The sequence below is a fragment of the uncultured Chloroflexus sp. genome, from assembly GCF_938091255.1.
In the GTDB taxonomy this organism is placed as follows: Bacteria; Chloroflexota; Chloroflexia; order Chloroflexales; family Chloroflexaceae; genus Chloroflexus.
Genome location: NZ_CALLJH010000070.1, coordinates 1 through 24,308, shown reverse-complemented (window position 1 = coordinate 24,308; position 24,308 = coordinate 1). Strand labels below are relative to the sequence as shown.

At 57.6% G+C, this 24,308-nt stretch carries 23 protein-coding genes and 1 tRNA gene; 19 read left to right on the top strand and 5 right to left on the bottom strand.

Annotated features, from left to right (window positions below):
* Positions 1-328: 328 nt before the first annotated feature.
* The 3 genes from Q1A00_RS17970 to Q1A00_RS17960 all read left to right on the top strand — a co-directional run bounded on the left by Q1A00_RS17970 (position 329) and on the right by Q1A00_RS17960 (position 4,321).
* Positions 329-2,281: an alpha-amylase family glycosyl hydrolase gene (locus Q1A00_RS17970; protein WP_298401464.1), complete on the top strand. Its 1,953-nt coding sequence runs from the start codon at positions 329-331 to the stop codon at positions 2,279-2,281.
* 103 nt (positions 2,282-2,384) lie between these two features.
* Entirely contained in the window at positions 2,385-2,834 is a 450-nt protein-coding gene (locus tag Q1A00_RS17965) for a YccF domain-containing protein (protein ID WP_298401462.1), read from the top strand.
* Positions 2,835-3,004: 170 nt separating this feature from the next.
* Complete coding sequence (locus tag Q1A00_RS17960; protein ID WP_298401460.1) at positions 3,005-4,321, top strand: RtcB family protein; 1,317 nt, start codon at positions 3,005-3,007, stop codon at positions 4,319-4,321.
* Positions 4,322-4,890: 569 nt separating this feature from the next.
* On the opposite strand, the gene Q1A00_RS17955 is transcribed toward Q1A00_RS17960, so the two are convergent.
* Positions 4,891-5,439 (bottom strand): hypothetical protein, encoded by a 549-nt coding sequence (locus Q1A00_RS17955; RefSeq protein ID WP_298401458.1) that lies wholly within the window; start codon positions 5,437-5,439, stop codon positions 4,891-4,893.
* A gap of 267 nt (positions 5,440-5,706) precedes the next feature.
* On the opposite strand from Q1A00_RS17955, the gene Q1A00_RS17950 reads away from it, so the two are divergent.
* The 5 genes from Q1A00_RS17950 (at position 5,707) to Q1A00_RS17930 (ending at position 13,916) form a co-directional block, all read left to right on the top strand.
* Positions 5,707-6,651 (top strand): hydroxymethylglutaryl-CoA lyase, encoded by a 945-nt coding sequence (locus tag Q1A00_RS17950; protein WP_366144881.1) that lies wholly within the window; start codon positions 5,707-5,709, stop codon positions 6,649-6,651.
* 72 nt (positions 6,652-6,723) lie between these two features.
* Positions 6,724-7,506, top strand: coding sequence for an SDR family oxidoreductase (locus Q1A00_RS17945; protein WP_298401454.1), 783 nt, complete (start codon positions 6,724-6,726; stop codon positions 7,504-7,506).
* Positions 7,507-7,815: 309 nt separating this feature from the next.
* On the top strand, positions 7,816-10,968 hold the full coding sequence (locus tag Q1A00_RS17940; protein WP_299758271.1) for a S41 family peptidase: 3,153 nt from the start codon (positions 7,816-7,818) through the stop codon (positions 10,966-10,968).
* A 138-nt stretch (positions 10,969-11,106) separates the two neighbouring features.
* Positions 11,107-11,880, top strand: coding sequence for a TIM barrel protein (locus Q1A00_RS17935; protein ID WP_298401450.1), 774 nt, complete (start codon positions 11,107-11,109; stop codon positions 11,878-11,880).
* Between the two features lie 389 nt (positions 11,881-12,269).
* Entirely contained in the window at positions 12,270-13,916 is a 1,647-nt protein-coding gene (locus Q1A00_RS17930; RefSeq protein ID WP_299758268.1) for an IPT/TIG domain-containing protein, read from the top strand.
* Between the two features lie 92 nt (positions 13,917-14,008).
* Here the strand turns inward: Q1A00_RS17930 and ribA are convergent, their stop codons facing one another.
* The 3 genes from ribA to Q1A00_RS17915 all read right to left on the bottom strand — a co-directional run bounded on the left by ribA (position 14,009) and on the right by Q1A00_RS17915 (position 16,900).
* A complete protein-coding gene (gene ribA, locus Q1A00_RS17925; protein ID WP_298408588.1) occupies positions 14,009-14,626 on the bottom strand; it encodes a GTP cyclohydrolase II in 618 nt (205 codons plus the stop codon).
* Positions 14,623-15,828, bottom strand: a complete 1,206-nt coding sequence (locus tag Q1A00_RS17920; RefSeq protein WP_299758265.1) for an MFS transporter — start codon at positions 15,826-15,828, stop codon at positions 14,623-14,625. The genes ribA and Q1A00_RS17920 overlap by 4 nt, the downstream gene beginning before the upstream one ends.
* Positions 15,829-16,024: 196 nt before the next feature.
* Positions 16,025-16,900 (bottom strand): 1-acyl-sn-glycerol-3-phosphate acyltransferase, encoded by an 876-nt coding sequence (locus tag Q1A00_RS17915; protein ID WP_298408594.1) that lies wholly within the window; start codon positions 16,898-16,900, stop codon positions 16,025-16,027.
* Positions 16,901-17,020: 120 nt separating this feature from the next.
* On the opposite strand from Q1A00_RS17915, the gene Q1A00_RS17910 reads away from it, so the two are divergent.
* The 11 genes from Q1A00_RS17910 to Q1A00_RS17865 all read left to right on the top strand — a co-directional run bounded on the left by Q1A00_RS17910 (position 17,021) and on the right by Q1A00_RS17865 (position 23,656).
* Positions 17,021-17,620, top strand: a complete 600-nt coding sequence (locus tag Q1A00_RS17910; RefSeq protein ID WP_299758262.1) for a 2Fe-2S iron-sulfur cluster-binding protein — start codon at positions 17,021-17,023, stop codon at positions 17,618-17,620.
* Positions 17,621-17,798: 178 nt separating this feature from the next.
* A complete protein-coding gene (locus Q1A00_RS17905) occupies positions 17,799-18,539 on the top strand; it encodes a PIG-L deacetylase family protein (RefSeq protein ID WP_299758259.1) in 741 nt (246 codons plus the stop codon).
* Between the two features lie 261 nt (positions 18,540-18,800).
* Positions 18,801-19,181: a helix-turn-helix transcriptional regulator gene (locus Q1A00_RS17900; RefSeq protein ID WP_299758256.1), complete on the top strand. Its 381-nt coding sequence runs from the start codon at positions 18,801-18,803 to the stop codon at positions 19,179-19,181.
* A gap of 60 nt (positions 19,182-19,241) precedes the next feature.
* A complete protein-coding gene (gene arsD, locus Q1A00_RS17895; RefSeq protein ID WP_299758253.1) occupies positions 19,242-19,595 on the top strand; it encodes an arsenite efflux transporter metallochaperone ArsD in 354 nt (117 codons plus the stop codon).
* 210 nt (positions 19,596-19,805) lie between these two features.
* Positions 19,806-21,695, top strand: a complete 1,890-nt coding sequence (locus Q1A00_RS17890; RefSeq protein ID WP_299758250.1) for a TRC40/GET3/ArsA family transport-energizing ATPase — start codon at positions 19,806-19,808, stop codon at positions 21,693-21,695.
* Between the two features lie 91 nt (positions 21,696-21,786).
* Positions 21,787-22,041, top strand: coding sequence for a carboxymuconolactone decarboxylase family protein (locus Q1A00_RS17885; RefSeq protein WP_298482833.1), 255 nt, complete (start codon positions 21,787-21,789; stop codon positions 22,039-22,041).
* A 75-nt stretch (positions 22,042-22,116) separates the two neighbouring features.
* The gene (locus Q1A00_RS17880; RefSeq protein WP_298482831.1) at positions 22,117-22,425 is read left to right on the top strand and encodes a hypothetical protein; all 309 of its coding nucleotides are present in this window, start codon (positions 22,117-22,119) and stop codon (positions 22,423-22,425) included.
* A 10-nt stretch (positions 22,426-22,435) separates the two neighbouring features.
* Entirely contained in the window at positions 22,436-22,837 is a 402-nt protein-coding gene (locus tag Q1A00_RS17875) for a YlbF family regulator (protein WP_299758246.1), read from the top strand.
* A gap of 9 nt (positions 22,838-22,846) precedes the next feature.
* Positions 22,847-23,221 carry a YlbF family regulator gene (locus Q1A00_RS17870; protein WP_298482827.1) on the top strand — a complete coding sequence of 125 codons (375 nt, stop codon included), beginning with the start codon at positions 22,847-22,849 and terminating at the stop codon, positions 23,219-23,221.
* Between the two features lie 9 nt (positions 23,222-23,230).
* Entirely contained in the window at positions 23,231-23,458 is a 228-nt protein-coding gene (locus Q1A00_RS18520; RefSeq protein ID WP_366917439.1) for a zinc ribbon domain-containing protein, read from the top strand.
* 123 nt (positions 23,459-23,581) lie between these two features.
* Positions 23,582-23,656 (top strand) — tRNA-Lys (locus Q1A00_RS17865).
* Positions 23,657-24,079: 423 nt separating this feature from the next.
* Here the strand turns inward: Q1A00_RS17865 and Q1A00_RS17860 are convergent.
* Positions 24,080-24,259 (bottom strand): hypothetical protein, encoded by a 180-nt coding sequence (locus Q1A00_RS17860; protein WP_299645162.1) that lies wholly within the window; start codon positions 24,257-24,259, stop codon positions 24,080-24,082.
* Positions 24,260-24,308: the final 49 nt, after the last annotated feature.

Here is a 24,308-nt window from a genome sequence, read left to right as displayed (position 1 = left end):
GTGGGGGAGGGGCCGGGGGTGGGGGCGACACGAGGGGGCCGGGGGTGGGGGGCCTGTCGGGCCGGGGGTGGGGGGCCTGTCGGGTCGAGGGTGGGGGGCCTGTCGGGCCGGGGATGGGTGACCATCCCCCCTCCTCCCCCGCGTGGGGGAGGGTCGGGGGTGGGGGGGCACCCACCGCGCCGAGGGGGTTGATAGGGGCGGAATAAATTCCGCCCTACGGACGCGGCGCGCCCGCGCGATGCTAACCGATTGCCAGTTTCACCGTTTTCGGCGATACTTGTGCCGGAAATAACTGTCAAAGCGGGCAGTGGAGTGGTAAGGTTTGTGTATGCACGAGTGGGAACGGATACCACGCGAAGCAGCGCGGTCGTTGGCCCGGTTGCTGCCGCGGGTCGAGCAGGCGTTCGCGGCTGTCGGGGGCAACGCCGCTGATTGGGCCGCATTCGAGCAGCGGTTGAGCCGGGAATGGCCACGTCTGTTTGAGTTGTTGCTCGGCTTGTACGGCAGCCAATACGACTTCTTTTATCATCTCGAACAACTGCTGATCGCGATGGCGCAGAGTTGGAGTGAGCGGCCACTCTGGCTCAAGCAGCGCGATGCTGCGCGTGAAGCCGATAGTGAGTGGTTTCAGTCCGAACGCATGATGGGCGGCGTGCTCTATGTCGATCGCTTTTGCGGCACACTGAACCGGCTGCGCGAGTTTATCCCCTATTTCAACGAGTTGGGTTTGACCTACCTGCACCTCATGCCGCTGTTTGCCGTGCCGGAAGGAAACAATGACGGCGGCTACGCGGTGAGTAGCTACCGCGAGGTGAATCCGCAGATCGGCACAACTGAAGAGTTAGCCGCATTAGCCCGTGAGCTAGATAGCGCTGGGATTAGTCTGGTGCTAGATTTTGTCTTTAACCACACCTCTGACGAGCACGAATGGGCGCGGCGGGCACAGGCTGGCGATCCCGACTATCAGGAGTTCTATTTCCTCTTTCCCGACCGCACGATGCCCGACGCTTACGAGCGCACGCTGCGCGAGATCTTTCCCACGGTGCGTCGTGGTAGCTTCACGTGGCGACCCGATATGCAGCGTTGGGTGTGGACAACCTTCAACAGTTTTCAGTGGGATCTCAATTATGCTAACCCAGCGGTGTTTCGGGCGATGGCTACCGAGATGCTCTTTCTCGCCAATCTGGGTGTAGCCGTGCTGCGACTCGATGCGGTGCCGTTTATCTGGAAGCGGATAGGCACTAATTGCGAGAATCAACCAGAAGCGCACCAGATTATTCAGGCTTTCAATGCCATTGCCAGAGTGGCTGCGCCAGCGCTCCTGTTCAAATCCGAAGCGATTGTCCATCCTGACGACGTGTTGAGCTACATTAGCCCGCACGAATGTCAGCTTTCGTATAACCCGCTGTTGATGGCGTTGCTCTGGGAATCGTTGGCGACGCGCGAAGTCAAATTGCTGACCCATTCACTCAGCCATCGCTTCCGACTGCCGGCGGGATGTGCGTGGATCAACTATCTACGCTCGCACGACGACATCGGTTGGACGTTTGACGACAATGATGCGCGCGCAGTCGGGATTGATCCATGGGGGCATCGCCAGTTTCTCAATGCCTTCTACACCGGTCGCTTTGCCGGTTCGTTTGCCCGTGGGTTGCCGTTTCAAGAAAATCCCGACACTGGTGACGCGCGGGTGTCGGGCACGCTTGCCTCGTTGGCCGGGCTTGAGCAAGCGTTGAGTAGCGGCGATCCGCACATGATTGATACTGCGATTCGACGGATCGTACTCTTACACAGCGTCATCTTGAGCATCGGCGGCATTCCGCTGCTCTACCTCGGTGATGAAGTGGGGACGGTCAATGACTACAGCTATGTGACCGATCCGGCCAAAGCTGGCGATAGCCGTTGGGTTCACCGGCCCGCACGCAATCAGGCTGCGATGGATCAGCGCCATGACCCAGCCACAGTCTCCGGTCGCATCTTTGGCGAACTAGTGCGGTTGATCCGGCTGCGCACTTCGTTGCCCGCTTTGCGCGATGGCGCGATGGAAGTCGTGCGCAGCGACAACCGCCACGTGTTGGCCTACGTGCGGCAAGCGGGATCGCAGCGGGTCTTGGTGTTAGCCAACTTCTCGGAATATTCGCAGCCGATTGCCGGCAATTTGTTACGCATGTACGGCCCCGGCGTTGCACTGTTTGATCTGATACGTGAGCAATCCGTTTCTGTAAACGAAGAGTTTATTTTGTCGCCATACCAATTTGTGTGGCTGATGCCAAGACCGTAAGGTTAACCGAAGTTATGAATTGCATAGTACAGTCAGATCATAGTTTTTTGTACATATCAATATGCATCCCATGTAATATTATCACCAAGGGGGCAGAATTTTGATGAATAACCACCAATCATCTCAATCCATCGTTATCCAGTCTAAAAGCGGGCCGGGATGTCTAATACGGGTTCTTTACTTTCTTTTCGTTGGTATCTGGTTAGGAGCTATTTGGACATTCATTGGTTGGGTGGCAATGGTTACAATTATCGGTATTCCGCTCGGTTTCTGGATGCTCAATCGTTTACCGCAAGTGATGACTCTGAAGCCGAGCACGCAAACGGTCGCTGTGTCGCTCCAAGGTGGTACGGTTATTGTGAAGCAGCCTCAGGTGCAGCAACTGCCGCTGTTCATACGCGCACTATATTTTGGATTGATCGGTTGGTGGTTGAGTGCTATCTGGCTAAGTGTAGCTTGGGGCATTATGGCAGTTAGTGGAGGATTAGCATTTCCAGTTGCGTTTTGGATGTTTGATCGCACGCCGATGGTGCTCTCACTGACTCGAATGTAGAATATAGACTGCGAGAAAGCCAGCCAGAGAGCGTTCCATCAACATCAGTGATAGCGAATTGGGATTGAGGATATATAATATTTACGAGTGTTTCACAACGCACACATACGACGTAACGCGGCAGTACCCCTGCCGCGTTGTTATCCTCTGGTAGAAAGGAGGTGAGAGCGATGAAGGCGGCCCAACTGCTAGCCGATTATGCCGATCATCCGGCCTTTCGCCAGATCTGCCGCACAGCCAACCAGATGTTGCGCGACGGGATGGAACCGGCAGCCGTGCGGCAAGAGGTTGCCGCTCGCTACGGTGTACCGCTGGCGACACTACGGTTGCGCGATCAGCCGCAGCCGCTGAAAATTATCGGTGCGCATCTTGTTGAACCGGGTGCCATTGATCAAATCCGCACCGCGTTGCGCTTGCCACCGGCGATCCGCGGCGCGTTGATGCCTGATGCCCATCAAGGGTATGCGCTGCCGGTCGGCGGTGTCATCGCGTATGACCGTGCAGTAGCTCCGTATCAGGTCGGAGTTGATATCGGCTGTCGCATGCACCTCTCGATTTTTGCTGAGCTGACGCCAGATGATGCGCGGCGTGAGCAGCGGCACTTGCTCGATACCATCACCAAGGTGACAGTGTTTGGGATCGGTTCGCCCAAGAAGCCGGTGGCGACTCACCCGATCTTATCCGATCCGCGCTGGCGAGCGACCAGACTGTTGCGCGAGCTGCATGAGTTGGCGAAATTGCAAATTGGCACCTCAGGCGGCGGCAACCATTTTGCTGAGATTGTGGTTGGGGAGTGGATCGATACCGGCAAGCCGTTTGTTGGCTTGTTGACCCACAGCGGGAGCCGTGGCGTCGGTGCGAAGATTGCTAACTACTACGCTGAATTGGCTGACCGCGAGACGGCGGCGATCGCGAAGGGAATCCCGCGCACGTATGGTTGGTTGAGCACCGAGAGCGAAGCTGGCCAAGAATATTTGTTGGCGATGCGTCTCGCTGGCGATTTTGCCCGTGCAAATCACGAGGTTATCCACGCCCGATTTGCCAAAGCATTTGGGGTTTCCGTCGAGCGGGTGATTGAGAATCATCACAACTTCGCGTGGGAGGAACCGAATGGTCTGGTGATTCACCGCAAGGGCGCAACTCCAGCCGAAGCTGGGGTGCTGGGGATTATCCCCGGTTCGATGGCGACGGCGAGCTACATTGTGGAAGGGTTGGGCGATAAAGCGACGCTTGCCAGCGCGGCGCACGGCGCGGGACGACGCTTTAGCCGTTCGGAAGCGCGGCGGACAATCACGCCGGCTATGGCGGCGGCGGTTGTGCGTGAGGCGGGGGTGTTGGTGCGCGGCTTGTCCGTTGATGAATCGCCCTTGGCCTACAAAGACATTGAGTCAGTAATGGACGTGCAGATCGCCGCCGGTTTGATCCGTCCGGTCGCCCGCATGCGCCCGTTGGTCGTCGTGATGTCCGGTACCTCTGGCGAAGACTAGTAGCAGCGCACGGCCTGCGCCGGCTGTGTGGTTGTGGGCCTCCGACACGTCCGCGCCGCGCGGCCCTGTACCGCTTATGCACTCACTGGGCGGGGGGAATCCGGCCCTGAAGGGTTGGGCGAGGGATACGAAGCCCACGGCGCGGGCTGATGGCCCCCACCGAATGGCATCGTAGACCGATACGAGGTAAAACCGCACTTGATACGAAGCCCACGGCGCGGGCTGATGGCCCCTACCTCTAGCCCCTCCCCCGCTGGGGGAGAGAAGGTGGGGAGTAGACAGTCTCCTCCCTACCTCCCATTCCCAGACTCGTTGCGGTCTTTGCGTGCTTCGCGTCTTTGGGTTGAGCATCTGTGCGCTGTTGCTTGCTGATCGTCTCTGGGATTGGTCCTCACCCCCCGGCCCCCTCGTCCGCGCTAGCAGGAGCGGGGGTGGGGGGTCTTCTGAGCACCCTCAGCGCTGTTGCTCGCTTTACGGCTTGCGTATGGCCCTCACTGCTCGCGGTATGGAAAAAACGCCCCCTCTCTCACCCGGTGAGAGAGGGGGCTAGGGGTGAGGGTAAGCGGTCATCACTTCTTATCAATTGCACCATTCACAACGCCCATCATCACCTTGCCTAACTCGGCCTGCGCCTCGATCACGCGCTGCATCGCCTCTTGCCAGCTCTGCATCACCTTCTGCACCTGCGTGCTGTCCCAGCCGCGCATCACATTGGTCGGATCCGACTTCTTCAGCATATCGAACCAACCCTCGATAAAGCGGGCTTGGCTCTCGTTGAAGTTGCGGGTCATCTCCAGCACCTGCCGGCTCCACTCAACGACAGCAGTGGGTGAAACCGGATTGATACCGGGCATTGACGGCATCCCCGGCACCGTCGGCATGGTTGGCATATTGACGCTGTTGGCGGCAACCGTCTCGGCCCACAACCGGGTCAGCTCAACCTGTGCTTCCAGCGTCTGCTTAACTGCTCCACGCCAGCTATCCACCGTCTTCTGCCAAGCCTCCGGGCTTTGCGGAGCTGCCATGTATTGCATTGATGCCATCCAGCTATCCCACACCTTCTGCTGCGTGCCGGTCCATAGCTTGATCATGTCGTTCGCTTGCTTTGTCCAGTCCATTGGAACCTCCATTCAGCGTTGTCCGCTGTCTTCCCATTTCTTATGCCTCGCGTTGTGCGGGTCTGTTGTCAGCGTAGAGGAATAGGTTACACTAGAGTTACTGATGTGTTTCAGTGCAACGATTTGACAGGCGACTGAGTTACAGGTGAACAGGGTGAGTATCGATATCTGCCCGCGCGCATTTGACAGAACGCGAGCGTCTATCTACCATACTGTCACATCAATCAAACTTTTGCGTCTTCCCGCCAACCGTTTGGGAGGTCAATGATGACCGTTATGGAGATTGCCGCGCTGCCGGCTGTCGTTCACATTCGTGAAGTGGGGCCGCGTGACGGGTTACAGAATGAGCCGGTCGTCCTCAGTACGGCGCAGAAAGTCAAGTTGATCGATCTGCTTTCGGCGACTGGATTGCAGGCGATCGAAGTAGGAGCATTCGTGCGCCCGCAACAGGTGCCGCAGATGGCCGATACCGAGGCGGTGTTTGCCGGCATTACGCGGCGACCGGGGGTGGTTTACAGCGCGATTGCCCCCAACGTAGTCGGGGCGCGACGTGCGATTGCCGCCGGCGCTGATGTGGTACAAGTCTTTCTAAGCGCCAGCGAGAGCCATAACCGTAGTAATGTCAACATGAGCATCGAACAGTCGCTGGCGCAAGTGGCCGAGATGGCTGCGCTCGTGCATGGGGCCGGCAAGCCGTTTGATGCGGTGTTATCGGTCGCCTTCGGCTGCCCATTCGAGGGTGACGTGCCGGTCGAGCGGGTGCTCGATCTCTGCCAACGTTTGCTGGATTTGGGGGCTGAGCAGTTGACGCTCGGCGACACCACCGGTATGGCGCACCCGTTGCTAGTGCAGGAGGTGGTGCGCGCGTTTCGGGCTCGCTTCCCGCGCCAGCCGTTGCGGTTGCACCTGCATAGTGCGCGCGGGGCCGGTTTGGCCAATCTGCTGGCCGGCTTGCAGTTAGGAGTTGATCTGTTTGACTCGAGCATTGGCGGGATTGGTGGTTGCCCCTTCGCCCCCGGTGCGCCGGGTAATCTGTGTACTGAGGATGTGGTGCATTTGTTGCATGAGATGGGCATTAACACCGGCTTGAACCTGCCGGCGTTGATGGCAACGGCCCGCGAACTAGAGCGGATGTTGGGGCATGAGGTGCCCGGTCAAACGATCAAGGCCGGCATTTGTAAACACCTCCGTGATCGCGAATCCGCCCTGTAGGGTCGCACCGCGGTGTGTCCCGATCCGGCGATGCGTGCCTCAGCGGTGGTGCGTCCAAGGAAATCATCATATATGGATCCACGTAACCGCGTTGTTATCATCACCGGCGCGTCGAGCGGTATTGGCGCCGCCACCGCCCGCTGTTTCGCTGCTGCCGGTGCGCGGCTCGTCTTGGCCGCCCGTTCCGCCGATGCGTTGGCACAGATGGCCGCCACTTTGCCGGAGGCGATCGCCGTGCCCGCCGATGTGGCCGATCCGGCAGCCTGCCACCGGCTGGTTGAACAGGCAATTGCTACGTATGGTCGTGTTGATATCCTCATCAACAACGCTGGAGTTGGTCTTACCGGGCCGGTGAGTGACCTTGCTCGCGCCGATCTGGAACGGGTGATAGCCGTTGACCTGTTCGGCCCAATCTGGTTGATGCAGGCAGTCATCCCGGTGATGCGCGCCGCCGGTCGCGGCCAGATTATCAACGTCTCGTCGGTGCTGGCGGTGCAGCCGTTGCCCTACTTAGGCGGCTATGCCGCTGCGAAAGCGGCGCTCGAGCAGATCAGCAACGCGCTGCGCATCGAATTGCATGGCAGCGGTATTGTGGTGACGGTGGTGCGGCCCGGCACGACCCGCACCGATTTCAATCAGCGCCGGCTGGGCAGTGGCCGCGAGCGGCGCCGGATGGCGCCTCCCGGCGTGCCACCGGAAGCGGTGGCGCGCGCGATCTTGCACGCGGCCCGCACTGAGCCGCGCCTCGCCTATGTGAGCTGGGCCGACCGGTTGGCATTGTTGGTCGGGCGCTTGGCGCCGGGGTTGGTGGAGGCGGTGTTGGCGCGGGCGTTTGCTTGGGAAGAGCAGCGGTAAGAAAGGCGTAGGGGCGACAAAGACGCAGAGGGAGAATCCGCAAAGGCGCCAAGAGCACAAGGGGCGCACAGTTGCTCTGATGTCATTGCGAGGGAGAGGCGAGGGCGCGGAGCGCCACCCGCTTGCCTCTGACTTAATCCCCGGCGATAGCGGGATGAATGGGTAGAGAGGGGAGATTGCTTCGGGGGTCACGCACCTGTGCAAGAACAAGCCCCCAACGGGGTGCCGGGGCGGAATGCATGCCGCCCTACGGTGGGGTGCGACACCCCTGCGTAATGAGCTATTCGCTATTTTAACGGAGCATTCGTTGTGAACCATGTACAAGCTCTTTTACGTCAGCCGGCACTCGACCCTGATGGCCAGCAATTGGCCTTCGTGACTGCCGGCGATGTTTGGTTGGTGTCGATCAATGGCGGTACTGCCGAACGGCTCACCGCCCATCCGGCCCGCCATTACGCGCCCCGCTTCAGCCCCGATGGCCAGCGCCTGCTCTTTGCTGCGGGACGCGACGGCACCGGCGATTTGTACATTCTCGATCTCGCCGGCGGCGCGCCGCGCCAGCTTACCTTTCAAGATGAGCCGTGCTACCCCGAAGCGTGGGCGAGCGATGGCGAGGCGGTGTTCTTTTCCTGCGATATCGAGCAGATGGGCTTGGCAATCTACCGGGTGGGGGTGCAGGGAGCGACACCAGCGCCGATCTACCTCGAACCTTATGAACAACTCGACCAAGTGGCGGTATCTCCCGATGGCCAGACGTTGGCGTTTACCAACCGGCGCGAGCGGTGGTGGCGGCGCGGCCCACATCCCTTTTCTCCCAACGAAATCTGGGTAGGGCCAACCCAACCTGATTACGGCGAACTGCGCCAATTGGCCGGCCCGTTTGGCCAACGTTTCAAGTATGCCGGCAAGCTCGGTTGGCCCCTCTGGGAGCCTAACGGTCAAGGGTTGTACGTCGTCTGTGATTGTGATGGTTACGAGAACCTCTGGTACATCCCGCTCACCGATGGCGCGCCGCGCCAGATTACCAGCTTTCGCGATGGTCGGTTGCTCTTCCCAGCGATCGCCCGGCGCAGCGGCGTCATCGTTTGCGAGCGGGGCGATGGCCAATTGTGGCGGATCGATCCGACCAGTGGTGAGGCGGCCCCCATCCCGATCCGGGTGCGGGTGGATACGAAACGCACGCCGGTGCGGATCGAACGCTGGACGAGCGGGTTTAGCGAGGTGCGGCTAAGCCCTGATGGCAAGAAGCTGGCGCTGGTGGCGCGGGGTGATGTCTTTGCCGACTTTGCCGATAAAGAGACTGAACGCGATCTGCGGCAGGGGCCGGCTTTTCGTATTACGAATACCCCGGCCCGTGAATGGTCGATTGCATGGACACCTGACTCGCAAAGCCTCGTCTACCTCTCAGATCGGCACGGCGAGATCGAACTCTTTGGCTACGATTTTGAAACCGGCGCGGAAATGCAGTTAACCAACGATAGCCGACCCAAGCTATTGCCGCGGATTGCGCCGAATGGCCATGCAGTCGCTTATATTCGCGATCGGATGGCGATCGATCTGCTGGAAGAGTTGGGCGGCCAACCGCGTGAGCTGTGCCGGGCACGGTTTACGGTCGCCGCCGATCTGTGCTGGTCGCCCGACTCGCGCTACCTTGCCTTCATTGCCCAAGACGATCACCTGTTTAGCAATGTCTACGTTGTGCCGCTTGCCGGCGGCGAGCCACGCCAGATCACCTTCTTGAGCAATATTGGCGGCGGCAATCTGTGCTGGTCGCCCGACGGCAGTTTCATCGTTTTCACTACCGAACAATACCGGCTGGAATCGCAGATTGCGCGCGTCGATCTGCGCCCGCCGCAACCGGTCTTCCGCGAGGCGGCGTTTGAACGGTTGTTTGAACGCGATAAGGAAAAGAAGGAAGAAACACCCGCTGATGGCGGCGCACAGAGCAATGATCAGGTAAGAACGGCGAAACCGCCGGCTGAGCCGATTGTCTACGAGGGCATTGAGCGGCGACTGCGCTTGTTGACGCCGCCACAGATGAATGCGGTCGCCGGCCCGATCAGTCCTGATGGGAAAGACCTGCTCTTCTTGGCGTCGGTGGCCGGCAAAGTAGATATTTGGACGATGCCGCTCGACGAGCCGCGCGCCGGCCAGCCGCCGCGCCAGCTTACCGCCAGCGATACGCGGAAAAACTTTTTGCAGTTTGCGCCCGACGGGCGGAGTTTCTACTACCTCGAAGACGGGCAAGTGGTGGTGCGGCGTTTCCCCGGCGGCAACGAACCGAACCGGTTATCGCTGCGGGCCGAAGTCGAAGTGGATTTTCATCGCGAAAAAGAACAAATTTTTACCGAGGCGTGGCGCGAGTTGCGCGACAGCTTCTACGATCCGACCTTCCGCGGCCAAGACTGGCAACAGGTTCGCGCACGTTTTGCGCCCTTGATTGGCGCAGTGCAAACTACCGAAGAGTTGCATACGCTGATCAATTTGATGGTGGGTGAACTGCGCGCCTCGCATCTCGGCAGCGGCTTCTACGGCTGGGAGAGCGATGATGGCTTTATCGGTATCCTCTTTGCGGCTGCACCACTGCTGCGTGAGGGCCGGTTGGTGGTGGAACGAGTCTTGCCCGATGGCCCCGCTGCGTTGGCTAACGAGCCGCCACGTCCCGGTGAAGAGCTGGTTGCAGTTGACGGAACGCGCTTGACGGCCACGCTCTCGCTACACAAACTCTTGCTCCGCAGTGCCGGCAGGCGGGTGCGGCTCACATTGCGCGCTGCCGATGCAACCGAGCGCGAGATTGTGGTGCGTCCGATCAATGCCAATGCTTACCAGCGGCTGCGCTACCGCGATTGGGTGGCGACTAACGAACAATATGTCCATGCGGTCAGCCGCGGACGGTTGGGCTATGTGCATATTGAAGAGATGAGCTATGCTGCTTACCAGCAATTTCTAGTTGATCTTGACGCCGAAACCCACAGTAAAGCAGGGGTGATCATTGATGTGCGGTACAATGGCGGTGGGTATACGGCGACCTTTGTGCTCGATGTCTTGATGCGGCGATCGGCGTTGCGCAGCGGGTTTCGCGATCTAGGGGCGACCGATGCCAGCCATCTCGCCGGTAATCGGGTGCTTGACCGACCTACCGTTTTGGTGACGAATGAGCGGTCGGCCAGCAACACCGAGATGCTGAGTGAAAGTTACCGGCGGTTGCGGTTGGGGAAAGTGGTCGGACGCCCGACAGCCGGCGCGGTGATCTGGACGTACAGCATTCAATTGCTCGATGGGGCATGGCTGAGTTTGCCGCGGTTATATGTGGTCACGCCGGAAGGCGAAGATCTCGAAGGCAGCGGGCGACCGGTGGATGTAGAAATTGCCCGTCCGTTAGGTGAGTGGGCTAGCGGGCGTGACCGGCAGCTCGATGCTGCCGTGGCAACGTTGCTCAAGGCCGTGCGGCGGCGTAAGTAGCCGCCAAGATTGTTGATCAACGGTATAATGGGACGTACAATAGAGCAAACTTGCAGCTCGGCAAGGTGATACCCTTTGTCGAATGAACCGGCGGCGCCGGCGCCAGCCCAGTGGTTGCGCAGAAAAGTGAGGTTGAAGATGTCGACCCTCGCACCCCTCCGCTTTTCAGTCTGTCTCGATATGATCTTCACCGATCGTCCGTTTGAACAGCGGCTCGAACATATTGCCGATCTCGGTTTTCGTGCCTATGAATTCTGGACGCGGCGGGGCAAGGATATGAATATCACTATCGCCTTGCAGACGGCGCTGCGGTTGCACTGCGTGGCGATTGCCGGTAACTCGGAAGCGTCACCGAATGATCCCGACCAACGGGCGCAATTCCGTGATGAGATTAGCCGGAGCGCGGCGCTGGCGGTTGATCTGGCGTGCGATAATTTGATTGTGCATGGCGGGATGGCCCGCGCGGATCTTGATCGCTCGACCCAGCGCGCTTATTTGCTTGAGGCATTACGCGAAGCGGCAGAGACAGCGTCCGATGCTGGTCTTAACCTGCTGCTCGAACCGCGCAATCCGATCGATCATCCGGGCAGTTTTCTCTGGTCGTCGGATGAAGGGTTTGCCATTGTGCGCGAGTTGGGTTTGCCCCACGTGAAATTGCTCTTTGATTGTTATCACCAACAAATTAGTGAAGGTAACCTTACGCAGCGGATTCTCGCGAACCTCGATCTGATTGGGCACATTCACGTGGCTGATGTGCCCGGACGCCACGAACCCGGTACCGGCGAAATTAATTACGAGCATATCTTTGGTGTCCTGCGTGAACATAACTATAACGGTTACGTTGGTCTTGAATACACGCCCCGGATTGATGCGGCGGCTAGTCTGCGCGTGGTTCGGATGATGGGCCAGTAACATATCTTTACCTCGCGTTTGTGTAAACGATGCGCACCGCACCTAGCGGTGCGCATTCTCTTTGCTGAAAGCCGGCTGGTTGGTATGATTTGCGTCCCATAGTTAGCCCCATTGCAATGTTGTATTCATCGTGAGTTCATTTTGCTAGGCTATAAAAAAATTAACTCTAGGTTATGTCTTGGGTTGGTCTGATGATGGGATGGACGGATTGGGCATTGGTTGCATATTTGGGGATGCGCTATCCACAACACGTGGTTTGCTTGCCAACCCATCGGCTTGCCTAACGATGGTCTATCTGCGCAATAGGTTGCTTCGTCTGCCGAAAGATACCACTTGGGACCACGTGAGCAATCTCGATACCATTAATCAGTGACCGGGAAGGAACTGCAATGAAGCCCGCTTCTTTCAATCTGTTCATCCGCGCGATGACTGCGGTTGGTCTCGTTACGGTGCTGTTCATTGGCGTTGGTTTCATCCAGCCGCGGATGGCGCGGGCGAATGTGCCTCCTTCGGCCTGTTCAGCAACGCCGCTATTTACTAACGGGACGTTTGTAACTGGAATTGGCAATGGTGCCGGCGGGGCGGATACGAGCTCGCCGGTTAGCCCTGATACCGGTTTTGGCTATCTGGCTGATCCGACCCGCACGCAAACCACTCCTGATGGCGTCAATCGCGCCCGGCTGGCTGATGATTTTACTGTGACCGGCAATGGTTGGCGTCCGTCAGCGATTACGCTGTACGCCTATCAGATTAGTAGCACCACTACCTCGCCGATTACCGGTGTGGTCAATCTGCGACTGTGGAATGGTCCTCCGGGCGATGGCGGCACGGTGATCGCCGGGCCAGTTGATGGAACAATCATCAGCAATCAATGGACAAATGTCTACCGCGTGCCGGCAAACGATTTGTTGCAAACCGGTCGACCAATTATGGCGGTCACGATCCAGTGGCCGTTCGGCAATGCCTCGCTGTTGCCGGGTACGTATTGGCTCGAGTGGGGGATAGCTGGTGATCCAGCGTTGCTCGGGCCTTGGACGCCACCCACCAATGCTGCTGCTGGCGATAATGCCCGGCAACTTAACTTGACCGGCGGTGATCCGGGGACATGGGCGCCGCGCGCTGATTACTCTAGCGGGCGAGTGGTTGGTTTGCCATTCGTGATCTGTGGCGACTCGATCCCCACGCCGCAAATGACGTCGCTCAGCCCTTCATCGGCGACGGTAGGTGGAAGCACTTTTACGTTGATTGTCAACGGTAGTGGTTTTATCAATGGTTCGGGTTCGGATCGCTCCATTGTGTATTGGAACGGTAGCCCACGTCCGACGACATTTGTGAGTAGTACTCAGTTGACGGCGGCTATTGACGCGAGTGATATCGCAACGGCAGGTACCGTCGATGTGACGGTGGTCAATCCCGGTAACGTCACCTCAAATGCTGCTACCTTCACAATCGAGAATCCCGCGCCTACGCTGACGAGTATGAGCCCCACGACGGCGACGGCGGGTGGGGCCGGTGTTACGCTGACGGTGACGGGCACGAACTTCGTGAGCGGGTCGGTCGTGCGGTGGAACGGGAGCGACCGGCCAACGACGTTCGGGTCGGCGACCACCCTGCAAGCGAGTATCCCGGCGAGCGACCTCGCAACGGCGGGGACGGCGAGCGTGACGGTGTTCACGCCGGGGCCGGGCGGGGGTGAAACGAGTGCGTTGACGTTCACCATTCAATCCAGCAACCCATCTCCAACCATTCCTACTATCACCAATGTCTCGCCCGATTCGATCACGGTGGGCACAACGGACATCACGCTCACCATTAACGGCAACAACTTCGAGAATGGGGCGGTAGTACGGTGGAATAGTACAGCGTTAGCGACCACCTTTGTTAGCGCGACCCAGCTCACAGCGACGCTGCCGGCGGCCCAGCGCAGCGGAGCCGGAACCGGTAATATCACCGTTGTCAACCCGGGTGGGGGCGAGTCAAACACGGTGACGGCGACGATCCGGTATCACGTTTCAGTGCCAATCATCATGCGGTAATAGATGCGCGGTTCGTCATAACTCATTGCCCCCTCTGCGGCACTACAAAGAGGGGGCAAGCATATGTATCGCGTACTGGCGATACATCACTCTTACAACATGCGCCCATCCAACAAATGCCCCATCCGCAACTGTTTGGCCAGCAGATACGGTGCGCTGTACGCATTGACCGGGGCTTGCAAGGGCACTCGCTCACGCACCGCGATGCCATACTGTTCGAGGCTGGCAATCTTAGCGGGGTTATTCGTCAGCAATCGCACCGAATCGATACCTAGATCGCGCAAGATCGCGGCAGCGATACCGTAATCGCGCATATCGTCAGGCAAACCCAAGGCGCGGTTAGCATCAACCGTATCAAGGCCCTGTTGCTGGAGCGCATAGGCGCGGATTTTGTTTACTAACCCGATGCCACGTCCCTCTTGGCGCAGGTAGAGCAACACCCCGCGTCCAGCTTGTTGAATCGCGTTGAGCGCCGCGGCCAATTGCTCACCGCAATCGCACCGGTGGGAACCAAAGATATCGCCGGTCAAGCATTCGGAATGAAGCCGGGCTAGCACCGGCTCTGGCCCGGTCAGCGCGCCGCACGTCAACGCCACCTGCTCTTTTTGCTCAGAATCGAGGTAGACCACAATCTGAAACTGACCAAACTTGGTCGGCAAATCGGCCATTGCCGCGCGGGTGATAGTGACGTGAGAAGGGATAATCGTCATACCTGAGCCTCTGGATTTTCAGAAGGGTGAAAGGAAACAATTGGGCGAGCCAGCGCGAGCGTGGTTATCACCCATGCGCCGGCAAGTAAAGCTCCGCTAGTGAGGTACGGCGCATCGGGGCCAAACGAGTCGAAGATCAAGCCAAAGCTGATTGGGCCGATCAACAGTGCGAAACTAACGAGGGCCTGCATCCCGCCGAGCACTGCACCCTGCCGGCCATAGCCGGCGCGCAGCGAGACGAGGCTAGTGATAGCCGGCACGGCCAAGCCCATCCCGATCGCGAGCATAGCGGCCAGCGGAAAGAGCAGCCAAGCGGTGTAGAGCGCCCATCCGACAAGTGCAAATGCCAATGCCATTAGCCCCAACCCACCGCTTGCTAGGCGTGCCTCGCCAAAATGGGGTTGGAGGTGACCCAGCAACACTCCTTGGGTTAACGCAGCGCAGATCCCGACAAAAACAAACAGTACGGCGTTTTGTTCAGGCCCCCATCCGAATCGAGTCAGGGTAAAAAGGGCAATATTGCTTTGCAATCCAGCAAACGCAATATTGAGCAGCACCACCGCGATCAGCAACGGGCGCACTGCCGGCAATTGCAATGCGCTCAATGCTGGTGCGAGCAGGTTATACGGTCGCAAGGGTTGTGGACGGCGGCGCTCAGGCGGCAATGACTCAGGCAAGGCAACGGTAGCGTAGAGCGCATTGAGCAGCGCAATTGCGCTGGCTAACAAGGGCGGAATCGCCAGCCCATACTGGCTCAGTGCGCCACCCATTGCCGCCCCGCCGATCAAGCCTAGCCCAAACGCCGCGCCAAGCAGGCCCAACCCGTGCGCGCGTTCGGACGGTGCCGTCACGTCGGCAATATAGGCCTGCGCCACCGGCATACTCGACCCCGCGGTGCCGCCGAGTGCGATAGCCGCAGCCAAGAACCATAAGGAATCGGCCAACGCCAAACCCAAATAGGCCAATGCCGAGCCGAACAGACAAAGCAAAATCACCGGACGGCGCCCGATCCGGTCAGAGACAGCGCCCAGTATTGGCGCCACCAGCAACTGCATCGCCGCATAGAGTGAGCCGAGCAGGCCAACGACCAGCGCATCATCAGACCATGTGCGCGCTATAAAGGGCAACAACGGCATGATGAGTCCGTATCCCAGCATATCAATCAGCACCGAACCGGCGACGATGATGCGATGGCGATTCAAAGAGGGTCTCCTTAAGGTAGCAGTCACTACCATGGTGTGTCCTGAACTTATGTGTCTCAGTGTCATTGCCAAGGCGCCTCGCACCCAAGCAATCTGCTGCGCAAACGTAAGCGATACCTAGCAAAGATCGACCAATCGGTTTATACCCATCGCCCTTTCCTCGGCAAAGAGAGGGATGAAAGCCATTCCAGCCAGCTCACCCAGCGCGCTGCATCAATTGGCGCGCCATTACCAGCACCGCCGGGCGCAGACGAGCATCGGCAACCAGCGGCGGGCCAAACTGCACCCGCACCGGTCGGGTGGCAAGGTGCGGCCACAACACTTGCACAATCGCCGCCAGCCACTGCCGTTCAGTCGGATTGCGGCGCAGATGGGTCAGCGGATGGCGCAATGCCGCTGGCGCTTGCACATCACTGACGATAGCTACTGCGACCGGTACGCCAGCCGCTACCCGGCCGAAGAAATCGAGGCTGGTTGACCATGAGTTTAACTCTACGATTGCGCTTGGGTCATGCGCTGGATCAGGCTCAATTCGACCAGCCGGGAAAGTAAGGACTGCGCCACCCTGCTGGAGATGGCGGACAGCGCTCCGCAGTGCTGCCATCCGGCTCGACGCTGTTGTACCCACTGGAATAATCGCTGTTGCGGTATGTGGTAGCGCCCGAATGAGCGGCCGTGCAATTGCCATAATCTTCAGATCGGTGCGACCAAGCGCCGCTATCAATGCCGCCGCGTCGAGCAAGCCGGGATGGTTGGCAACAACCAATAATGGCCCGTGGCGTGGCGGTGACGGGCCATCGACTCGCATACTGGGCGCGAAGCGCGCGCAGATCCATTGCGCACCTGCCGGCAACCCCGCTCTGCCAACCAGTTCATCGAACGTCTGCAACTGGCGGGCGAAGCGTTGGGCCGGCGGGCGGGCCAGCACCGTCGCGATCCCGCGCAGCCATGGCGGGTGGGTGATGCCAAACCCGCGCAGCATATCGGCAGTATTGAGCCAGATCAGGTCAGGGAGCGGATCAGGAGATATGTGTACAGGTGTCTGATAATTAACCGATGACACAGCCTGCATACTCAAGATCTTCAACGTTTGGTTATCGTGCATCAACGTTGTATTGGTATCATACCACTATTTACCCAAAAATCGCGGTACAATGAACATGCAGACCCTTGCCGGCAAAGGAGTATGGCTATGACAACGGTCACGATCAACGATGTCGAGATGGAAGCTCGTCCCGGTGAACGTATTCTCGATATTGCCCGGCGCAACGGCGCCCACATTGGCTTTGTCTGTAATGGTACTGGATTTTGCCAGACGTGCAAAGTGAGGGTGTTGGCCGGAGGTGAAGAGCTTAATCCGCCAACCGATCTTGAAAAGAACTGGATTCCAGAGCGGCGTTTGCAGGAAGGATGGCGATTAGGCTGCCAAGCGGCAATTCGGGGTAAAGAGTCGGTTGTAATCCTTACTAACGCTGAAGAACTGCGTCGCCAAGCGTTCAATATACTGAACGGAAACGTTCTCACCAATACTAGTACATTCGTTGGTAATCTGTTGGGGCAAGGCATTGATCAAATAGCCAGCTACCCATTTAACATGCTCAACGCAGTGGCCAAGATCGGGTTAGGCCGACTGCTGAACCCATGGCAATCAATGGAGCAGTTCAGCCAATGGCTGAGCGATTTTGGCAAAGTTTTCGACCAGACCCTCAATTCACCAGCGCCAGCCCCTGCTCGCGATCCGTTGGCTCAGGTGCGTGATGCCGCAGCCGAGGTGCGGCGGGCCAGCGAATAGGTGGTGTTCCGTTTCATCATAGGCCACGGATGACCACTGTCGGAACGGGTGAGCACGGATCAGAAATCCGTGCTAGTCCGTCCGATCCGTGGTCTATTGTACATGGGTGAGGTAAAAGTCAAGCCACCCATCGAGTCATGGTATGCTACTCAACGGCATAACCATATAAGGAGCAACCATGTCTACTGCACAATCTGCCCCGCGCACTGCACTCGTCGTCGTTGCCCACCCTGATGATGCCGACTTTAGTTGTGGCGGCACCCTCGCCGCATGGGCTGCCGAAGGCTGGGAGATTACACTTGTCGTTTGCACCGACGGCAGTGGTGGCGGCCCTGATGATGCCACCGATGTCGGCCCGGCGGCGCGTCGCCAAATCAGTGAGATTCGCAAAGCCGAGCAGCGCGCAGCGGCGCAGATTCTTGGTCTCAAAGAGGTCGTCTTTCTCGACTACCCTGATGGTATGCTGCAACCAACCCTCGAACTCCGCCGCGATATTGTGCGCCAGATTCGCCGTATTCGCGCCCAGCGTGTGATCTGTCAATCGCCAGATCGCGTATGGGCGCCGCAATACTCGATTCCACGCTTCCACCCTGACCATCTAGCTGCCGCCAACGCGACCCTTGCTGCCGTCTACCCAGCGGCGCAAAATGGGTGGGACTTTCCCGAACTGCTGGCCGAGGGCTACCCGCCGAGCAAGGTGCGCGAAATTTACATTAGTGGCGCACCGGTCTTGAACTATGCGGTTGATATTAGTGCGACCATCGAACAGAAACTGGCTGCCTTGCGCTGCCATGTCTCGCAACTAGGTACCGATCAAACCGAGATAGCCGTCATGGTGCGACGCTGGGCGGCTGAGCGCGGACAAGAGTTTGGGTTGGAGTTGGCCGAAGTATTTCACCGGGTAGTAAATGGTGAATAATAAATTGTAGAGCCGCCCGGCCGGGCGGCTCAGTCATTGAACAAGCGAAACGCGAATGGTAAATGACTACTAGCAATTGCAACTGGTAGCTGGTAAAATGGAGGGAGTACGGTTGAGCGCTCGTCGCTCGTTCGCTGCTCCTATCTATATCGGGTATTGACAATTGGCGTTGTATGAATATAATTCAATATACATTGAAATATTTTTTGCTCACTGATATCCGTCCTTGAGCTACACTCTCATTCGTGTATCACTCAATCTATGTTAAACTATGTATCCACTACCAAATCTGATCCTGTCAACCTCGACCTGCTGGTCGAGCGCCTCAAAGTCTTGTCGGAGCCGAAGCGCCTTCTCATCTTCAATCTGTTGATGGAAGGCGTGCATTGTAATTGTGAACTCAGTGAGGCGCTTGCACTACCGCCTAACCTAATTTCGCATCATTTAGGCAAGTTGCGCGCGGTTGGTCTCGTGAACACAGAGCGTGATGTGTTGGACTCGCGCTGGATTTACTACTCTATCAACCGTGCCGCACTTGAGGAACTCTATGCGGCGTTTGGCCTCTTTTTCGATCCAAACCGCATCAAATCACGCCGCCCGAACTGTGGCCCACAGCATACGATGTGCTTGCCCGAATCGTAGCGCTCTGCCTATACGCTAGACTCGGTAGCAAGACACCAATATTGTTAATGGAGCGTATCCATGTCTGTCGATATTTCCATGGTTAATTCCTTCCCCAATACTACCACCCCTGCAGATGTCGAATTCTTCGATCCGCCGATGTGTTGTCCGACAGGATTGTGCGGACCTACCCTCGACCAGACGTTGTTGGATGTGAACGAGATGGTGCTCTCTCTCCAACGTGAGCATTGGCGGGTTGAGCGCTATCAGATGACGAGCCATCCCCACGCTTTTCTAGGCAACGCTGACGTGATGAAACTGGTGCGCGAGAAGCAAATGGCAGCATTGCCGATTGTTGTGGTGCGCGGCAAGGTTATCAAAGTTGGCGCTTACCCAACTATTGACGAAGTGCGTGCCGCACTGAACGAGGCGTAGAAGTGGGTCAAGGCCGCATGATCGTCGCGTGCAGAGGCAGCACCTGCCATCTCGCTTGTACCTACCTGATCTAGCTCAGCACGCTCTTGACCTGATTTACTTGTGGTATAGCGCGCAGCCATGAACGTGGTTTAGCCAACTGCTGATGTGCTTCGTATCCAGCACATCGGCAACTGCGCTATGCCTTGATGTTACAGGAGGAAACTTACAATGACAATCCCTCTTATGCCATCCGACGCTTCAACGCAGTTCATCTTCTTCTCTGGGAAGGGTGGTGTTGGTAAAACCAGCATGGCTTGCACGCACGCTGTCCGCTATGCTGATGAAGGTAAACGCACGCTTATCGTTACCACCGATCCTGCCTCTAACCTTGCCGATGTCTTCGAGCAGAAAATTGGGCATCAGATTACACCAATTGCGCGTGTGCCCAATCTGTTCGCAATGGAGATTGATCCAGACAAAGCCACGCAGGAATATATTGATCGTGCTCTAGCACCTATCCGTACCCTGTTCCCACCGCAAATTGTGCAGGTGATGGAAGAGCAGATGAGTGGCCCCTGTACCGCAGAAATTGCCGCTTTCGACCGCTTTACCGACTTTTTGGATGCTCCTTCACAGAATGGCAGCGCCTTCGACGTCGTTATCTTCGATACGGCGCCAACGGGTCATACCATCCGTCTGCTAGAACTGCCCGCTGAGTGGAGCCAATCTATCGATGCGGCTGCGCAGGGTAGCGGGCAGACCTGTATTGGCCCAGTTGCTGCGATTCAGGACGCTAAGCATAAGTATGAGCGTGCGCTCGCTGCGATGCGGCGGTCAGCCCAAACTCGATTCGTCTTTGTTCTGCATCCCGAAGCGATCTCGATGAAAGAGACGCGGCGCGCGATCGAGGAACTCAGCAAACTGGGCATTCACAACTTCCAGTTGATCGTCAATGGCATTATTCCACCTGAGGGGACGCACAATCCGCTCTTTGCGGCCCGTGCCGAAATGCAGGCGCGTTACTTAGCGCAGATTGAACGTGAGTTTGATTACCCTACCCAGCGCATGACGTTGTTGGCAGGTGAGATCAAGGGTGCAGAGAAGTTGCGTCAGGTGGGCCGCATCTTCTTCGACGGTGCGACCGTTGGCGAGGAGTTCCAGCCGTTGCTCTCTGCGAACGGCCCTCACATGCCCCAGTGGGATGGTGCTGACGTGCGGGTGCGGCTAGTACCAAACGGCCAGCGGCGGACAATCTTTTTTGCAGGGAAAGGCGGTGTGGGCAAGACAGTTGCCTCGTGTGTGACCGCAGTCTGGCTGGCGCGTCAGGGGTACAAAACCCTGCTGTTGACAACCGATCCGGCTGCACATTTGGGTGACGTGCTCGATACACCGGTTGGCGATGAGGTAACCCCGGTAAGTGAGCAGCCGAATCTGTGGGCGGTGAAGATTGATCCGAAGGCTACTGCCGAAGCCTATAAGGCGCGCATTCTCGATGATGCTCGTCAACGTGGACGGCCTGAGTCGGCAATTAAGGTAATGGAAGAGGAACTCAACTCGCCATGCACCGAAGAGATTGCTGCGTTCGATAAATTTATCGAGTACGCCTCACAGGATGATTGGGATGTCGTTGTCTTCGATACGGCGCCAACTGGGCATACGTTGCGCTTGTTGGAATTGCCAGTGGACTGGAGTAAGCAAATTGATGTGAAGGTGTTTGCCTCAGTGGATACGGCAGTGGCTGATGATGTAGCGAAAGCCCGTTTCGGTAAGGTCATTCAAATGATGTGTGACCCTGCGCAGAGTACGTTTGCTTTCGTAATGTATCCAGAGTCAACACCGATGCTGGAAGCGTGGCGAGCCGCACAGGAATTGAGCTCGGTTGGCATACATCCCGGACTGGTAGTTGCCAATATGGTCATTCCACCCGAACAAGCTACCACGCCGTTTGTCCAGTCCCGCCGGGCTATGCAAGAGAAATATTTGGCAGAAATCGGGAAGCGATTCGGGGTACCGGTTGTTCAGTTCCCGCTCTTGCCGCATGAGGTCAAGGGGTTAGCGATGCTGGCAGGGTTGGGTGAGCAGGTGTACGGAAAGGTAACGGTTTCGTTTGCGGCGTAAGGTGAACAAAGTAAGGAGGTCACGATGAAAACGCCAATGGAACTCTTAAAAGAATTCGCTCCTGAGTTCACCAAGAACCAAAAAGAACCGAATGGACGAGAAAGCCCTGCTCTTCGAGCATCCCAATTACCAATCAGTGCCAGCTAAATACAAATTGCTTATTGGCATCGCAGCAGCGGCAATTGCCGGGTCGGAAGTGTGTACTGAAATGTGGGTCAAAATGGCTAAAGATCAGGGGGTCACCAACGCAGAAATTGTCGAAGCGATGATGGTGGCACGATACATGAAACAAGCTACCGTTAACGATACGGTGAGCAGCGCACTACGCTTGCTGTCGTCGCAGTAAAAGTGTCAACGCACTGCAAGATGTTCATCGTGTGATGAACGAATCAGTTCGACATAACCGATAAGGTGGTCAGGTATGAACCAGCCCATACTCGTTCAAATCATCGGCGCGCCGATTGCTTGTGCTGACGGCGTGAAAGATACATGGCGAGATGTAGCACGCTGGACGGCAGAGCAATTGAAGTTGCGTTTTGATGATCGAGTGGAAGTCACGTACTACGACCTGTTCGATGCCGATTGCCCATCTATTCCTGCCGGTGCGCAATTGCCACTCGTATTAGTCAATGGCGAAGTTGTCAGCAGCGGTGGGAAAATTGCTATTCCGGCCATTCGTCGGAACGTTGAGCGTGCGCTCGAAGTGTTGCCCAAGCCTATCTCAGGCTGAGGAGGAATCTATGGATGACCTTGTCTTCGATCATCTTGAAATCGCCCCAGTTGAAGTTGTAAAACATGCTGCGCGCGACTTTGCCACTGCCTTAGCGGAGTCGCCACAGTTCAAAGTCTTCGAGCAGATGACCGAACGCTTTCGGCAGGATCAATCGGCGCAGCACGTCTTGCAAGCCTATCAAGAAAAACAGATGGCTTGGCGTGCGCTGATAATGCTCAACGCCCTCAGTCCTGAACAGAAAGCCGAACTCGAACGGCTGCACAGCGCGTTTGTCAATCATCCTACGGTGCAAGACTACCTCAAAGCGCAGACCGACTTTGTGACGTTATGCCAGACTCTCGGCGACGCTATTTCCGCGTCGATCGGTTTAAACTATGCTGCCGCCTGTGGGGTCAATTGTTGCGGATAGGAGGCTTTCATGCAGCCAACGGTATCTCCTCATCTTCAAGCGGCTACCCAATCTTTGATTGAAAGCCTGCTGGCGTCCGAAGTATTCATTCGCTACAGACAGTCCTATGCGCGGCTTAATGCTGACCAAGAAGCATGTTCTCTGTTGGAACAGCTTACCCAGTCGCAAGTTCGCTTGCGCCAAAAACAAGCCAACGGTGGTGTAACTCAAGCCGAAATTGACGACCTTCGTCGACTGCAGGCCAAAGTACAGCATCATCGGATCATCATGGACTATGCTCAGGCTCAGCAGGAGGCGATCAACTTCCTCCGTGAAATCAATGATGAGATCAGCGAGCTATTAGGCATCAACTTCGCAACGTTTGCCAACCACGCAACGTGTTAGGAGTGATCTATGCCACTGTATGATTACCAATGCCAAGATTGCCAAAAGACCTTTGAGGTGCGTGCCACATTGAAGGAAAAAGAAGCAGGGCTGCAGCCGCAGTGTCCGCATTGCCACAGCTTACAGACGCGCCAGTTGCTCACGTCGGGCCTGTTCTTGCGCAAAGGTAGTGATAGCTCACTCTTTGCTGCACCCGTCTGTGGGCCAACTGCCGGCCCGGGTTGTTGTGGGTCGTAGGAGTTTCCCGAGTAGACGCGAATGGCCGAGAGCGCATTCGTGTCTTTCTCTATACTGTATTCGTAACGTGTCAACGGAGCAAAGTTGACGCCGATGCCAGACTCAGCTATACTACACAACGGTGGGCCGGTAGCTCAGAGGTAGAGCACCTGACTTTTAATCAGAGGGTCGTGGGTTCGATCCCCACCCGGCTCACCAAGATGAAGAGTCTCGCATCACAGTGATGCGAGACTCTTTTTTTGTGGAGAGATAAGAGCACCTCACCTCCCCGTCATCAGCACTGACGAGGGAGGCAGGCCTCCCGTCCGTGGGGTTGGACGGTGGCGACTAGGCGCTATGTGCCCCTCACTCCGGCCCTCGCGCTGGAGGGCGGGGGTGGTGGCAGTGTAGGACGGCATTCATTCCGCCCCTCTCAATCCGGTGGGGGGAGGGGGTACCCTGTCATTGCGTGGGCGCGGAGCGTCTGAAGAAATCACCCCCGGTGGGCAGCGAATGCGGAACAGGTGATGCTCCTTTACCCCGACCCTCGCCTCGGTAAGAGGAGAGGGGGGTGCCCCGCTCCCCGCCGGGGAGCGGGCGAGCTGCACAGCCGTGGGGCTAGACGGCTGTGCGCGGTTGCTGTCACGCGCTTTTAACGCGGATCGGACGGCGCACGGCAGTGGGGTGCCAGCAGGGAGTGGGTGACGGTTCGGGGGTGGGTTGAGGGTCGGGCTGGGCAGATGGCGCTTGGTCAGGCGGATTGGGTGGCGCGGGCGGGACGGCGGGCGGGGCGACGTTGAGCAGGCGGGTCAGCAGCGACATAGGGTCTATCCTCTCGGCTATGAGATGAAAAGGTATTCATATAAGAAAC